The organism is Paraburkholderia sp. CNPSo 3281 (assembly GCF_024206515.1).
GTDB lineage: Bacteria > Pseudomonadota > Gammaproteobacteria > Burkholderiales > Burkholderiaceae > Paraburkholderia > Paraburkholderia nodosa.
Map to the genome: position 1 here is coordinate 17,205 of NZ_JAMBPS010000056.1, position 14,547 is coordinate 31,751.

Genomic DNA, 14,547 nt, shown 5'->3' on the forward strand with positions numbered 1-14,547 from the left:
TCGAGGCCATGAATTCCGTTCCTTCCTTATCGACGGACGCATTCCCGCCGATCGAGGCGATCATCCCGCACCGTGGCACGATGCTGCTGCTCGACTCGGTCGCCGCCTGCAGCGATGAATCGCTCACAGCGCTCGCCCGCGTGCGCGCCGATGCCTGGTATGCCGACGAGCAGGGCGCGATGCCCGCGTGGATCGGCATCGAACTGATGGCGCAGGCGATCGCGGCCCACGTCGGCCTGTTGTCGATGCGCGATGGCAAGCCCGCGCGCCCAGGCGTGCTGCTCGGCACGCGCCGCTATGAGGCGGCGCAAGGCGCGTTCGCAAGTGGCGCGCCGCTCAGCATTACGGTCAACGAACTGCTGCGCAGCGAAGAAGGCCACGGCGCGTACGGCTGCACCATCAGTCAGGATGGCAAACTATTCGCCGAGGCCACCGTGAAGGTGTATCAGCCACGCGATTTTCAGACTTTCATCGAGGAAAATTCCAGATCATGAGCCGTCGTGTTCTCGTCACCGGCGCGAGCCGCGGCATTGGTCGCGCGATCGCCTATCATCTCGCCGCGGACGGCTTTGCCGTCACCGTGCATTGCCGCACGGGCCGCAACGAAGCGGATGCCGTCACGGCTGGCATCGTCGCACAGGGCGGCGCGGCCAGCGTGCTGCAGTTCGACGTGCGCGACCGCACCGCATGCCGCGCGGCGCTCGAAGAAGACGTGGCGGCGCACGGCGCCTACTACGGCATCGTCTGCTGCGCGGGCGTGACGCGCGACGCAGCGTTCCCCGCACTGACCGACGAAGACTGGGACATCGTGCTCGAAACGGGCCTCGACGCGTTCTACAACGTCGTGCATCCGCTCGTCATGCCGATGGTACGTGCGCGCAAGGGCGGCCGGATCGTGACGGTGGCCTCGGTGTCGGGCGTGACGGGCAATCGCGGTCAGGTCAATTACAGCGCCGCCAAGGCCGGACTGATCGGTGCGACGAAAGCGCTCGCGGTGGAGCTGGCCACGCGCAACATCACGGTCAACAGCGTCGCGCCCGGGCTCGTCGATACGGGCATGCTCGACGACGTGCCGCTCGAGCACGCGCTCAAGGCCGTGCCGATGAATCGCGTGGGACAGCCCGCCGAAGTTGCGGCCGTGGTCGGCTTCCTGATGTCCGACGCGGCGTCTTATGTCACGCGCCAGGTCATCGGCGTCAACGGCGGGATGGTCTGATGAAACGCGTCGTCATTACCGGCATGGGCGGCGTGACCGCGCTCGGCGATCAGTGGGAGCAGGTCGAAGCCGCGCTCAAGGGCGGCGTCAACGCCGTCAAGCGCGTGCACGACTGGGACTATATCGAGTCGCTGCATACACGCCTTGCGTGCCCGCTGCCGGCGTTCAATACACCTGAACATTACCCGCGCAAGAAAACGCGTTCGATGGGCCCGGTCTCGCTCTACGCGGTGCGCGCGAGCGAACACGCGCTGGCGGACGCGGGCCTGCTCGACGACGCGTCGATCAAGGACGGCCGCATGGGCGTGGCGTACGGCTCATCGGCCGGATCGGTCGAGCCGGTGCGCGCGTTCGGCAAGATGCTCGAAACGGGCTCGATGAGCGACGTGACGTCGAACAGCTACGTGCAGATGATGCCGCACACCACGGCCGTGAACGTGAGCCTCTTCTGGGACCTCAAGGGGCGCATCGTGCCGACGTCGTGCGCGTGTGCGTCGGGCAGCCAGGCCATTGGCTACGCCTACGAGATGATCGCGAATGGCAAGCAGACGCTGATGCTCGCGGGCGGTGCCGAGGAGCTCTCGGGGCCCGGCGTGGCCGTGTTCGACATGCTCTACGCCACGAGCACGCGCAACGACGAGCCGCAACTCACGCCGCGTCCGTTCGATGCCGCACGCGACGGCCTCGTGGTGGGCGAGGGCGCGGCTACGCTCGTACTCGAGGAATACGAGCATGCCGTGGCGCGCGGCGCGCGCATTCATGCGGAAGTGGTCGGCTTCGGCTGCAATTCGGACGGCGCCCATATCACGCAGCCCACGGCGGCGACGATGGCGGTCGCGATGCGCCAGGCGCTCGCCGACGCGCGGTTGGCCCCCGAGGCGATCGCGTATGTGAATGCGCACGGCACCTCCACGGATCGCGGCGACGTGGCCGAAAGCCAGGCCACGGCGGCGACCTTCGGCGCGCGCATGCCGATCAGCTCGCTCAAGAGCTATATCGGCCATACGCTCGGTGCTTGTGGCGCGATCGAGGCCTGGTGGACGATCGAGATGATGAAACGCAACTGGTACGCGCCCACGCTCAACCTGACCGAGGTCGATCCGGCCTGCGCGCCGCTCGACTACATCCTGGGCGAGCCGCGCACGATAGACGCCGAATACGTGATGAGCAACAATTTCGCGTTTGGCGGCGTGAACACGTCGCTGATCTTCCGGCGCGCGCGTTGAGCATGCCGACATCGTTATCAGCGGGCGGCTTGCGGCGCGTCGTCGTGACAGGCATGGGCATCGTCTCGTGCCTCGGCAATACGCTCGACGGCGTTTCCTCGCGATTGCGCGACGGGCGGGGCGGCATCACGCGCGTTCAGGCGTGGCGCGAACGCGGCTTCGCGAGCCAGGTGGCGGGCGTGGCTGCGGTGGACGGCGAAGCGCCGTTCGGGCGCAAAGCCGAACGCTTCATGGGCGACACGGCGCGCTTTGCCTGCCACGCCGCGCGCAGCGCGATCGCCGATGCGCAGCTCGACGCGCACGCGCTGCGCACGCCTCGGGCCGGCGCGGTGGTGGGCTCGGGCGTCGGCACGATGTCCGCCTACGACACGGCCATGGCAAGCGCGAACGCGCGCGGCATCGACCGCGTGCCGCCCTATACGGTGCCGCAGGCGATGAGCAGCACGACATCGGCGAATCTTGCGCACGTGTTCGGAATGGAAGGCGTGACGTATTCGCCTTCGTCGGCGTGCACGACTTCGGCACTCGCAATCGGCCAGGCCATGCAGCTGATCCAGACGGGCCGCCAGGACATCGTGCTCGCGGGCGGCGCCGAAGGCTTGCACGACAACATGACGCTGATGTTCGACGCGATGGGCGCACTTTCGCGCGGCTTCAACGACACGCCGGAACGGGCGTCGAGGCCCTATGACGCGCGGCGTGACGGCTTTGTGATCGGCTCGGGCGCAGGCATCCTCGTGCTCGAATCGCTCGCGCATGCGCAAGCGCGCAACGCGCGCATCTACGCGGAGCTGACCGGCTACGGCGAAGGCACCGACGGCGCGCATATGGTCGCGCCGCAGGCGGGCGGCATTGCGCGCGCAATGCGGGAGGCGCTCGCCGAGGCCGGCTGCCGCCCGGACTACATCAACACCCATGCGCCTTCGACGCCCTCGGGCGATATCGAGGAACTGCTCGCGCTGCGCGCCGTGTTTGGCGGCGAGATCCCTGCGTTCTCCTCGACGAAGGCGCTCAGCGGCCATCCGCTCGGCGCATGCGGTGCGCACGAGGCCATCTACACCTTGCTGATGATGCGTGATCGCCGGATTGCGGGCGCCGTGGGCATCGAAGCGCTCGATGCGACTGCCGCCGGCATGCCGCTCGTGCGTCAAACGCGCGATGCGCGCATCGAAACGGCCATGTCGGTTTCATTCGGGTTCGGCGGCAGTTGCGCCAGCCTGGTGTTTCGCGCCTGGAATGCAGTCTGAGGTTTCGGGCAACCCTGAAGATAATGAGGATTCCAATGAAAAAGACTTACCTCACGCTGAGCACGGCCACGATCGTCAGCCTGACGTTGGCCGGTTGCGGATCGCAGCGCCTCACGCTGCCGATTCAGCCCGCAGCTTCCCTCTCGACGACTAAAGCCGCGTCCAGCACGGACCCCGCCGCGAAAATCGCCGTGTATTTCGGCGCGCAGCCGCATCCGGAAGTGGTGCGCCACGTGGGTGACGCCTCGCATTCCCTGCGTGTCGCCCGCGCGACCGACGGCGCCGAGGCTACCTGCAACAAGGCGCTCGCGAGCGCGCTCGACAAGCTGCGCGCGGATGCCCACAACAAGGGCGCCAACGCCGTCATCAACGTGACCACGCGCTTTCACGGCACCGAAACCGGGTCGGCTACCGAATACACCTGCGGCGTGAGTCCGAGCGCGGCGGCCATCGCCGTTACGGGTGACCTCGTGGTGCTGAAAACGAACTGAACCAACGGAGAAAAGCAATGAAGAAACTGTGGATGTTCGCCGCGCTGTGCGCGGCTTTTGCGGCGTCGCACGCCTACGCACGCAATACGGTCGACACCTATTCCGTCGATGTGGCGCTCCAGAGCGAGCCCGGCAAGGTGAGCGACGACATTGCGCTGTACTTTGCGGGCCAGCCTCATCCGGCGGTGAAGAAAACGCTGGGCCAGTTCTCCACGAACAAGAAGACGAACGCGTTTGGCAAGAGCGACGAAGCGGCGTGCCAGCACGTGTTCCTTTCGGCCGTGGCCGAGTTGCAGGAACGCGCGCGCAAGGAAGGCGGCAACGCGATCATCAACATCAAGAGCAACTACAAGAACGAACTGCGCGAGAGCGCCACGGAATTTACGTGTGGCGCGGGCGCAATGATCGCCGGCGTGGCGCTCGTCGGCGACGTGGTGACGCTCAAGGGCGGCAAGTAACCCGCAGCAGGCGGCGTCGGGCGACCCGCCTCACGCCGCCTTCATGCCGGCTTGACGGCGGCTACGTTGACCAGGGTTTCGCGCCGCTTCCCAGGCTCGGGATGATGCAGGCCGAGGCGCTCGAAGAGACCGAAATCCGCTGCACGGCTCCACCACAGATAGGGCAGCGAAACATTGCGCTCCGAAAAGCGGAAACCCGCCGTGCGGATCATTTCGAGGTAGCCATTGGCGCTCTTCTGCACGTGCATCGGATGGCGGAATAGCAGGCGGATGACCCACGAGCGGATGTAAGCCTCGGTGGATTCGGCGAACAGCAGCACGCCGCCCGGCTTGAGCACGCGGTGGAATTCCGCGAGCGCGCGTTCCTGCTCGACGAGATGATGGAACGTCTGGTGGCAGAAGACGATGTCCGCGCTGGCCGTGGGTAGCGGCAGGCTCGCACAGTCTCCGTGCAGCAGCTCGAACGCTGGTTGCGTCTGCGATCTGTCCTGGCAGGTGCGCGCGGCACGCGCCGCCAGTTCGAGCGACGCCTCGTGATAGTCGATTCCGACGACGCGGCGCGGGCGGAAAGCCTCGACCAGCAGGCTGAACGACTTGCCCTGACCGCAGCCGACATCGACGATTTCGGGCGCGTCGGGCAAAGGCACGTCCACGAGGTGCTTGAGGTCGTTGATCGCCACGCGCAGCACGTGGTGCTCCCACGTATGGGTGCGGAGAAACCAGATGCCGAAGGCCGTTTCCGGTACGAACGGGACGTAATTTGATTCGGAAACCGACATATTTTTTTATCCGTTGCGAATGCGGTCGTGGACGAGAATGGGCATTGTAAATGCAAGGGCGGGGCGAGGGGTGTCAGAATCACGGTTTCGCGCAGCGTAGTGCGCTTGCATTGGGCATACAAGACGTAACAGGACGTGACAGGACGTGACAGGACGTAACAGAGCGCGTCAGAAAGAGAAGGAATAGGACTATGGAAAAGAGCATTGGAGAAGCCGTTACGACCCCAGCCGCGCGACGCGAAGCCGTCGACGTGGCGATCATCGGCGCCGGCCCCTCGGGCGCGGTCGCTGCCGCCTTGTTGCGCAAGGCCGGCCGCTCGGTGCTCGTGCTGGAGCGCCGGCATTTCCCGCGCTTCTCGATCGGCGAGAGCCTCTTGCCGCAAAGCATGGCGTATCTCGAAGAGGCCGGCATGCTGCAGGCCGTGGTGGAGGCCGGCTTTCAATACAAGAATGGCGCGCATTTCGTGTGGCGCGACGAGGTGTCGTCGTACGACTTCCGCGACAAGCATACGGCGGGCTGGGGCACGACGTACCAGGTGGAGCGCGCGAAGTTCGACGAGCTATTGATCGGCTGCGCCGCGCAGCAGGGCGCCGAAGTGCGTTTCGGCCACACGGTGACGGGCATGCGCACGGGCGACGCGCCGGTGCTGGAGGTGATCGACGAACACCAGGCGCGCTATGAAGTGCACGCGCGATTCGTGCTCGACGCGAGCGGCTTCGGCCGCGTGCTGCCGCGCCTCCTGAAGCTGGAGGCGCCCACCGGTCTGCCGACACGTGCCGCGATCTTCAGTCATGTGCGTGACGGGCTGCCGCTGGACGCCTTCGACCGCAACAAGATTTGTATCGCGACGCACCCCGAGCACCGCGACGTGTGGTTCTGGATGATCCCGCTCGCGGGCGGCCGCTCGTCGGTGGGCTGTGTTGCCGATGCCGCTTTCCTCGACGTGCCGCAAGCGGAACGCGAGGCGCGGCTGCGCGCGCTCATTCGCGAGGAGCCGACGTTGAACCGCCTGATCGGCGACGCGCCATTTCTCATGCCCGTGAACCAGATCGGCGGTTATTCGGCCAACGTCGAACGATTGCATGGGCCCGGGTTCGCGCTGCTCGGCAACGCAGGCGAGTTTCTCGATCCGGTGTTTTCTTCGGGTGTCACCATTGCGCTGCGTTCGGCGCACCTGGCCGTGAAGGTGCTCGAGCGCGCGCTCGGCGGCGCGGCCGTGGACTGGCACGCTGAATACGACGTGCCGCTGCGCAAGGGTATCGATACGTTCCGCGCGTTCGTCGAGCGCTGGTACACCGGCGAGCTGCAGGACATCATTTACTACCCGCGCCAGACGCCCTTGATCCGTCGGATGATTAGCTCGGTTCTGGCGGGCTACGCATGGGACGAGAGCAACCCGTACGTGGCGGAGCCGGTACGCAGGCTCACTTCGCTGCATGAGGCGTGCAAGCTGTCCCTGTAGCTAGCGGTGAGGGCCGCATGTTGGGTTGGCGCCTGCGGCGGGTCGCAGGACCAACCCGGTTTTCGCGGTTTCACTGGCCCGGTGGAGGAACCGCGCCTAGCTGGATCATCAGCCCGAGCGTGTCCATGATGAGGCGGGTTTCCTTGATCCTGGCGTCCTGAAAGCGGTCGATGACCATACCCCATACCTTGACGGAGCGCCCCGTTGCGTCCACGCCGAGGAACGTTCCCCCGTGCGTGCCCGTCCACTCGAAGCGGGTCAGCACGCGGTCTCCCTCGGTGAGTTGTTCCTCGACGCGCCAGTGCATGTCAGGGAACGCGGCTCGCATCCCTCGCACGACATCCTTGAGGCCCTCGATACCGGGACCCTGGCCGGGGAACGGCACCTGCTCGACCATGTCCTCCCAGAAAAACCGCTCCGCGGCGTCGATCTGCCCTTGATTCAGGACTTCCTCGATAAACGCGCGAACAATATCGCTTGTTTCGTGCATGGAATGGACGTCTCCTGGCTGGCGAGGTTGGGAAGTGAGGCCGGTTGCTGCAGAGTAGGTGGGCAAACATAAAGACGTGCGCCAGAGTCGCGCGAGAACGTGCGGTGGCGCACATTCGGGGCTTTGACGCTCAATGACCTTCACGAGGCCACATGCCGGGAGGGTGGGTAGCCTGTGAGTTTCGCGCGTCGGCGGATTGCCTTCACCTCTTCCCGTTCGAGTCCGAGCGAAGCCAGAAACGCTGCGTGCGAGTCGGGGTTTTCAGCCTCGAACTCTGCATGCCACCTGTCCATCTCCGCTTCGTCGAAGCCGGCGCTGCGCAGCAACGCAACCCATGAGCCTTTGCCGCGCTTCTTTCCTCGCCGACGAAACGATGGTTGCGCGAGCAACGTGGCGATCGCATTCTGACGCTGCTTGAGACGCGCGATTTCCTCCGTCAACACCATCAAATGCGTTTCAAGGATCTGGGCGGCTGCGTCTGCTTCGTTCGCGAGGACGTCGCGTATTGCGGCTAGTGGCAACCCGGCGGCCCGGTACGCACAGATTGTGCGTAGACGCTCGCGTTGCGTCTCATCGTAGAGCCGGTACCCCGCGGTGCTGCGTGCGACCGGCACGAGCAAGCCTAGCGCTTCGTAGTGCAGCAGCGAGGAACGCGAAAGTCCCGCCTCGCGTGCCAGTCGCCCTAAAGTGAGACGAGTGAGACGTGTCATGACGGCAAAGGAAGTCTATCGGGTGAGAGAAAGAACACGCGCGCTTCGGGCCGGCTCAGCTTGTCGGGCGAATAGTACGCGGCGACAAGCGCGCGGCAATCGCTGGAAAAGGCCGGTGCGTGTGCGAGAAACTCATCGAACGAGTGCAATGGATCCGATGCGCCCGCATGCGCCATGAGCCGGATCAGCGCCTCCGTGATTGTACGGTGGTACCGGCCCGGCGCGCCGAGATGCGCGGCGTATTGCGCGATACCGGCACAGGTGCGCTCGATCGCCTCGTCCAGAGGGAAACGCTGCAAGTGTATCCACGCCACGCGCAGATGGTTGCGATGATTGAACGCCGCCGGTGGCAACCGGCAGGCGAGAAAGGCTTCGAGGAAAGCGTCGTCAGTGAGATCGCGGGTCGTTTCCATCTCGATCGATACCCTGTTTGTTGAACACGGTATCGATCGTGAAGGTGACTACGGTAGTCGGGTCAAGCGCCTTCGTGCCGCTTCGGGTCGCTGGTGCCGTCGAACGCTCAGGCTCAATGTGCTGCATGAGGCGTGCAAGGCCGTTTAGCCCATGGAAAGGGGCGCATGGCGGCTTGTCGGCTGCAAGCGCCCTATGTCTGGTCTGAGGGACCGATGAAGAAATATGTCAAGCAGCTCTCGACTAAAAGTTGGTATAGGTCTCGCCAAGAATGTCGGCCTCAACGGCACCACTATATTTAACGCCGGAGACTGAAACGGTTTCGTGCTTTTTCGAGTCATGCCAATTCGTACCCGCAAAGCAATGGACCTTGGCGTTTTGACTATGGTTCGACAGGATGCGCTTGAAAGCGTTTCTAGCTTCACGGTAACTCGGATAGGTAAGGCTAACAGCACGGTAGTAGCCGTCTACCTGTTCGGTGGGCTGCTCACCCCAGCCGCTTTTCTTGAAATTGAAAATTCGATAGTAAAATTTTTCCTCGATCTCCGGGCTTCCCACGTCTTTCTTGACTGCTGCATAGACGGGATCGATGTGTTTGGCTGCCTGATCTGCTGGCCCCCGGTACGGTCCAATCCAAAGCGTGATTACCCGGTCGAGGCGCGCATCCTTTTGGCTTTCGTATTCTTCGCGTTCCCTTTTATAGGCTTCGTAAGAGAATCTCTCGGCGGAAAACAAAGTCAGATTGTCACTATCGAATCTTGAGAAGTCGATATGCAACGCATGTGAAACAGCCGGTGGCAAGACGAGAAACCGGCCTGGATTGGCTGAAAGCTTACATTTAGGCACCTTCAAATTGGTGGCCTTGGTGCGCGCGGAACAGATTCTTCCAATTGCATTCCATACGGCAAGATCGAATTCCTTTGGACGCGAATTTACCATGCCTTCATTGTTACGATTGATCTCGGCGATTTGATCTTGAACCAGCGTCTCATCTTTCTGGACAAACGCCTCATCGATTTCCGCATGGATGACAACGTCTTTACCCTGATTTGCTACACCGGTATGCGGGTTGCCCTCAATCAGAAACCAGGATGCCTGGCCATGCTCGCCCTTATAAGGCTTGAACGCCGGATTGCCCTTGATCGCGTTCTCGATCAATTTGCGCGCTACAATTAACGTGGCTTTCGTGGTGACGTGTAATGGCATTTGAAAATCTCCGCTGCGATTGCTGACTTGCGGGCTCGATCGCGGCCGCCAATCAAAAATTGCCGAAGAACCCGCGCGCCGCGACCATGCAGAACGGCGCGACGATGTCGGCGTGGTAGGCCTGCAGGACGGCAGACATGCCACCATCCGTTGCACCCGCCTGAACCGCCTGCGCGGCGACCGCCGCCTTGGTCTGGGCGAAACCCGTCTTCACCGCGGCAAACGGATCGTTCGCGCCCCGCGCGGAATCGACGTCGAGCACGCTCGTCAGGCCCGGCGCGACGTTAGCGTTCTTCCAGTAGGCCTGCTCGATCGCCGCATTGAAAAAGAACACGGTCGGGTCGAGGTGGCCGCCGCATAGCAGCACGGGCGAGCGCGGCACCCAGTTACGCAGATCGTTGCGCCTGAACGCCTGCCGTAGCGGCTGGGCCGGACTGGCAGCGGTGGCCATCGCGGCGGTCGGCGTGGGAAAGGCGCCATCCGGATTGGCCATGGCGTCTTCGAGCATGCTCAAACGATAAGTGTTGCGCACGAGATTCGCGGTGCCGAATCCCAACGCAAATAGCGGCGTCAATTCAGCGGGCGCCAGCGGTGGCGCAAGAGGCGGCGTCAATGAGGCGAACTGTGGCGCAGGCGGCGTGCTGCTGAAGAGCTGCGTTGCGGGCAGTTTGCCTTTAGCGAACAACGTGTCCATGGACGTGACGCTCGGCAGCAGGTTCTCTATGCCAGGGGCGTAGGCCGCTTCGAAAAAGTCGCCTGGTTTGCGATAGATGTTGCCATACGCATGCTGGTAGCTCGTGGTCACCAGCACGGTAAAGATCGTCGAGCCGAGGTCGACCTCGCCCTGGACCAGTGCGTCGGCCATGGCGCCGAGCGCGTAGGGACCCGAGCCGGGCGCGGAGGCGGTGACGTTGATGCCGGCTGCCTGCAGCGCGCGGTGTGTGGCGAGCGCCACGTAACCGCCCTGCGAGTAACCAGTGACGAACAGCTTGCCGTTCTCACGCGTCTTGTTTGCCGGGTCGGGAAGCGCCATGGCGAAGCGAGCCGCGCGCAACGAATCGATCACATCGGCCGATTGCTGGTCGCCGTTCAGATAAGGGTGGTACGGCAAGGGGGAGCCCGAGTAGCCGGCATAGTTGCTCGCCACGACGAGATACCCTTGAGCCGCGTAGATCGCCGCCACGGCAATGCCTTCGCCTGCGCCGTCACCGTTGGCCGGGTCCGTTTGCGTGATGTCGGCGATGTTGTAGTTGCGGTAGGTCGTGGTTCCGTGCGCGTACAGCATGAGGGGGTGCGGACCGTTGCAAGAGGCGCCGCCGCCGGGAATCATCAGCGCGGCGCTGGACATCGTGGGTTCGCCAGCGCCGCCTATCGTGAGGTAGCGGAAGTACTTGATTTCGATGTCGCATCGCGGCGTGCCGGCAATCTGCAGCAATTGCTGACCGGTTGCGTTCGTGCCTAGCAGCCTGGTGAAGTCGCCTGCGCTCAGGCGCAAGCTCGTTCTCTGCTCGACTAGTTGGCCGCGGAAAAAGCAACTCAACCCGTTGCATATTGAGGCGGCCTGCACGACAACACTGGCACTCGACAAAAGGAAAGTCAGCAGTACCAAACCCGTCTTAAGCATCGCTCCTCGCATTTCACGCTCCGTTTTTGTTGGTGTTCGGAAAATGGGGCTGCCTTGCAGAGTCAAACGAGTATAGGTAAACGAATTCGGCGTTTGCTATTGATGTGGGAACAATTTTCCAATGAAGCGCTTTATGAAGAATTCGCACTGGCGTTTGCCAGAGCGTTGTGAGCTTATGTAATTAAACATCTGCAAGCTCCACGCTATTCGCTTCAGCATTTCAAAAAAAGTAGCAATGGCTACGGCACAAGCGTAGTTACCTGCCCCGGCTGAACCACCTTGATCACGCCGCCCCAAATGCAAACGAGCGTTGCCTGAGCATCCAGCGCGGGCATGGCGCCCAGCGTCACGGTGGGTGCACCGCCCGGAATCCAGGGCGACGGTGTAGCCGGAACGCAGGGCATGGGCGTGAACACGCCCAGTGCCGCAGCAGTCGCGGCGATCACCGTAGGGTTCGCCGGGCTTTGGCACAGCGCGAACGGCGTGACATTGGCGATCGGAATCGAGTCCGCAATCGTCGCGGCGGGCACACCGCTCACGAGCACGCGATTGACGGGGAGAACGTTGAGCGTGCCCGGCGCGCCGCCAAACGAGCATTGCAGTGTGGCGCCGGCGCAGACTTGCGGACTGGTCATCGTGTGTCTCCTTATGTGTTGCGTGCGCCCGAATCAAGCGGAAGACGGATTCGCGAGCGATTGCCACCATTGCTTCCAGCGCGGCAGCGGTTTGCCGTCCGCCGCTAGCGGGCGGCGGTCATCGGTATAGCGTTTCGCAGCTTCGAGCGGCTTTCCAGCGTTGAACGGTTGCCGCAGCGCCAGGCAGCCATTTGGATGGAAGCGCTGCAGGACACCATGGAGCTTGCCGTTGCGGTAATGCGCTTCTTCGAGCAGCGTGCCGTCGGCCAACCAGGTGCGCGAAACGCCGTGCAGCACGCCGTGGGCGTAGTGCGCCTCGCGCTGGATCTTCCCATCGGGGTAGTAAAAAAGCGCCTTGCCGTCGAGCTTGCCGCTCGCATACTGCACCTGCGCCGAGGGGTTACCCTCTGGATAGAAATAGGTGGCCGGGCCGCTGAGCACGCCATTCGTATAACGAATCATCGCAACGGGACGTCCTTCCGTCTCGATGCGCACGGGTCCGTGTAGCGCGCCGCCCAGCGTCGCCCCTTCAATGCGCGTGTCGTCGCGTTCTATCGTGACCGGCTGAATCGTCTCCATGCTCGCCTCAATTGATCTTCACTATGCCGCCCTTGACCACCAGCATGCCGCCGCCGTCCACCGTCTGCTGCACGGCGCCCTTGTTCGTCACGCTCTGCGCCTCGTTCGAAAGCGTGCCATCCGACTTGTTGGTCAGCGACGTCCCGGCCTGATTCGTGAGCGACACGCCGGCCTGATTGGTAAGCGACGCGTCGCTCTTCGCCGTGAGATTTCCCGTGCTTTGCAGCGTTAGCGTACCGCTCACCTTGATGGTGAGGTTGCCGTCCACGGTGAGCGTCATGTTGCCGGTCACTGTTTGATCGAGATTGCCGCCCACCGTGCGCGTCTCGTTGCCGCCGGCTTTCACGGTGCGTGCGCCTTTGATGTCAACGGTTTCGTCGCCGGTCTTGACCGTCGTGGTGCGGTTGCCCTGTTCGACCGTGAGGGTATCGTTGCCTTCCTTGATCGTATGCGCGCGGTCGTTCTTGATTGTGCTCGTTTCGTTGTGGTCTATGGTCCACGTAGCGTCGTTGAGCACCTTGGCGTTGAGGTCCTTTTGCGCCTGCAGGAAGATTTCCTCGCTGTCCTGCTTGTCTTCGAAGCGCAGTTCGTTGAAGCCGTTGCCGCCTTTGGAGGTATTCGTCTTGATGCCGGATTGCGTCTGGTTGTCGGGCAGCGTATAGGGCGGCAGATTCGCGCCGTTATAGACGCTGCCCGTGATGAGCGGCCGGTCCGGATCGCCGTCGATGAAGGTCACCACGACTTCGTCACCCGCGCGCGGCATGAACTGCATGCCAAAGCGCTTGCTCGCCCAGGGCTGCGCCACGCGAATCCAGCACGAACTCTGTTCGTCGTTCTGGCCATCGCGGTCCCAGTGAAACTGAACCTTCACGCGGCCGTACTGATCCGTCCACAATTCCTCGCCGCTCTTGCCCACCACCGTCGCGGTCTGCGTCGGCATGAAAGGGCGCGGCGTCGTCCGCGCGGGCCGCCAGGTCGTCGCGAACGGAAACGCTTCGAAGCGGTTGCGATAGCGGTTGTGATCGGCTTCGTGGATCACGCTGCGCACGACCCATTCGATATTGGCGTCGCTCGATTCGTGATCTGCCAGCGTAAAGCGGCAGCCCGGCGCGAGCGCGCGGCAATCGCTTTCGCCAATGAGGATCCATGTAGGCGTACGCAGCGCGTCCACACGGTGCTTGGAGAGCGTGGAGCCATCGCCGCTGGTGGCGTAGCGCCCCGGATATTCGTACACGCTGTGGCCGTTCGATGTCGCCTGTGCCTGCGAATAAAGTTGGGCGGTCGGCGTCTCCCACGCGTAGTCGGTATGCGAGAAGAGACCGGTGGCCGTCTCTTCGACGACCTCGCAGTGGACGATCTGCGTCGATTCGCGCGCGCCGCTCGTGCCGCCCGTGTAGTGCAGTGTCGCGTCGCCGGGCAAGGGCGTGAAGGCGTCGTTACTGTCGGCAATGACGAGCGTGTGGCTGCCCGTATCGTGGCGAAAGAAATAGAACCAGCCTTCCTCTTCGCAAAGGCGGCTCACGAACGCGAAGTCGGACTCCGCGTACTGCACGCACCATTCGCGCGTAGCCGGCGTGCCCGTGATGGAGAAGGAGTAGTCCGTCAAGCTGTGCCCCCCGAATACGGCCTGGATGATCTCCTGGGCGTTTTTGCCCTGAAAGATGCGGTTGTTTCGCGAGAGCGCGAGCAGCCACAACCACGAACGCAGCTCCAGGGTGAAGTGGCTGGCGTCTATCGTCGAGGGCAACTGCGCGGCGCGCGTGCATACGGCGTCGATGAGCCGAGGCGACTCGCCCCACGCGAGCGAGAGCGTTGCATGGTTGCCCGTCATGCCCGAGGGTGCGGGCGGCGGCAATCCGCCGTGGGCGTGCAGCGTCAGCGTGGTGGGTGCATCCAGCGCCTCCCGCGCATCGAAGCGGGCGGGAAAGAGCGTGCTGAACGCGTCGCCGGTGAGGCTGATGCGCGCATCGGTGTCGGCGGAAATGGGGCGGTTCATTGCGGGGAGTATGTTG

The 14,547-nt window shown here is 63.4% G+C and carries 16 protein-coding genes; 7 read left to right on the top strand and 9 right to left on the bottom strand.

The window, feature by feature from the left end:
- Window positions 1-8 precede the first annotated feature (8 nt).
- Genes M3I56_RS33625 through M3I56_RS33650 form a run of 6 tightly spaced genes read left to right on the top strand, consistent with a single transcriptional unit; the run spans window position 9 to window position 4,638 of the window.
- Window positions 9-494 carry a hotdog family protein gene (locus tag M3I56_RS33625; protein ID WP_254357667.1) on the top strand — a complete coding sequence of 162 codons (486 nt, stop codon included), beginning with the start codon at window positions 9-11 and terminating at the stop codon, window positions 492-494.
- On the top strand, window positions 491-1,216 hold the full coding sequence (locus M3I56_RS33630) for a 3-ketoacyl-ACP reductase FabG2 (RefSeq protein ID WP_069267963.1): 726 nt from the start codon (window positions 491-493) through the stop codon (window positions 1,214-1,216). Before M3I56_RS33625 ends, M3I56_RS33630 begins: the two co-directional genes overlap by 4 nt.
- Window positions 1,216-2,442 carry a beta-ketoacyl-ACP synthase gene (locus M3I56_RS33635; RefSeq protein ID WP_254357668.1) on the top strand — a complete coding sequence of 409 codons (1,227 nt, stop codon included), beginning with the start codon at window positions 1,216-1,218 and terminating at the stop codon, window positions 2,440-2,442. Before M3I56_RS33630 ends, M3I56_RS33635 begins: the two co-directional genes overlap by 1 nt.
- Before the next feature lie 2 nt (window positions 2,443-2,444).
- Window positions 2,445-3,689, top strand: coding sequence for a beta-ketoacyl synthase N-terminal-like domain-containing protein (locus M3I56_RS33640; RefSeq protein WP_254357669.1), 1,245 nt, complete (start codon window positions 2,445-2,447; stop codon window positions 3,687-3,689).
- Window positions 3,690-3,724: 35 nt separating this feature from the next.
- A complete protein-coding gene (locus M3I56_RS33645) occupies window positions 3,725-4,180 on the top strand; it encodes a signal peptidase (RefSeq protein WP_254357670.1) in 456 nt (151 codons plus the stop codon).
- Window positions 4,181-4,197: 17 nt separating this feature from the next.
- Window positions 4,198-4,638 carry a YbjQ family protein gene (locus M3I56_RS33650; RefSeq protein ID WP_254357671.1) on the top strand — a complete coding sequence of 147 codons (441 nt, stop codon included), beginning with the start codon at window positions 4,198-4,200 and terminating at the stop codon, window positions 4,636-4,638.
- A gap of 41 nt (window positions 4,639-4,679) precedes the next feature.
- On the opposite strand, the gene M3I56_RS33655 is transcribed toward M3I56_RS33650, so the two are convergent.
- Window positions 4,680-5,417, bottom strand: a complete 738-nt coding sequence (locus M3I56_RS33655; protein WP_254357672.1) for a class I SAM-dependent methyltransferase — start codon at window positions 5,415-5,417, stop codon at window positions 4,680-4,682.
- A 191-nt stretch (window positions 5,418-5,608) separates the two neighbouring features.
- On the opposite strand from M3I56_RS33655, the gene M3I56_RS33660 reads away from it, so the two are divergent.
- Window positions 5,609-6,880, top strand: a complete 1,272-nt coding sequence (locus tag M3I56_RS33660; RefSeq protein WP_254357673.1) for an NAD(P)/FAD-dependent oxidoreductase — start codon at window positions 5,609-5,611, stop codon at window positions 6,878-6,880.
- 70 nt (window positions 6,881-6,950) lie between these two features.
- Here the strand turns inward: M3I56_RS33660 and M3I56_RS33665 are convergent, their stop codons facing one another.
- The 8 genes from M3I56_RS33665 to M3I56_RS33700 all read right to left on the bottom strand — a co-directional run bounded on the left by M3I56_RS33665 (window position 6,951) and on the right by M3I56_RS33700 (window position 14,531).
- Entirely contained in the window at window positions 6,951-7,370 is a 420-nt protein-coding gene (locus M3I56_RS33665; protein WP_254357674.1) for an ester cyclase, read from the bottom strand.
- Between the two features lie 140 nt (window positions 7,371-7,510).
- The gene (locus tag M3I56_RS33670; RefSeq protein ID WP_254357675.1) at window positions 7,511-8,080 is read right to left on the bottom strand and encodes a MerR family transcriptional regulator; all 570 of its coding nucleotides are present in this window, start codon (window positions 8,078-8,080) and stop codon (window positions 7,511-7,513) included.
- Entirely contained in the window at window positions 8,077-8,493 is a 417-nt protein-coding gene (locus M3I56_RS33675) for a hypothetical protein (RefSeq protein ID WP_254357676.1), read from the bottom strand. Before M3I56_RS33675 ends, M3I56_RS33670 begins: the two co-directional genes overlap by 4 nt.
- Window positions 8,494-8,734: 241 nt before the next feature.
- On the bottom strand, window positions 8,735-9,697 hold the full coding sequence (locus M3I56_RS33680) for a hypothetical protein (RefSeq protein ID WP_254357677.1): 963 nt from the start codon (window positions 9,695-9,697) through the stop codon (window positions 8,735-8,737).
- 52 nt (window positions 9,698-9,749) lie between these two features.
- On the bottom strand, window positions 9,750-11,333 hold the full coding sequence (locus M3I56_RS33685; protein ID WP_375541837.1) for an alpha/beta hydrolase family protein: 1,584 nt from the start codon (window positions 11,331-11,333) through the stop codon (window positions 9,750-9,752).
- A 227-nt stretch (window positions 11,334-11,560) separates the two neighbouring features.
- Window positions 11,561-11,956, bottom strand: coding sequence for a DUF4280 domain-containing protein (locus M3I56_RS33690; RefSeq protein WP_028208514.1), 396 nt, complete (start codon window positions 11,954-11,956; stop codon window positions 11,561-11,563).
- Window positions 11,957-11,989: 33 nt separating this feature from the next.
- Entirely contained in the window at window positions 11,990-12,535 is a 546-nt protein-coding gene (locus M3I56_RS33695) for a toxin-antitoxin system YwqK family antitoxin (RefSeq protein WP_254357678.1), read from the bottom strand.
- A 7-nt stretch (window positions 12,536-12,542) separates the two neighbouring features.
- A complete protein-coding gene (locus tag M3I56_RS33700; protein WP_254357679.1) occupies window positions 12,543-14,531 on the bottom strand; it encodes a type VI secretion system Vgr family protein in 1,989 nt (662 codons plus the stop codon).
- Between the last annotated feature and the right edge of the window lie 16 nt (window positions 14,532-14,547).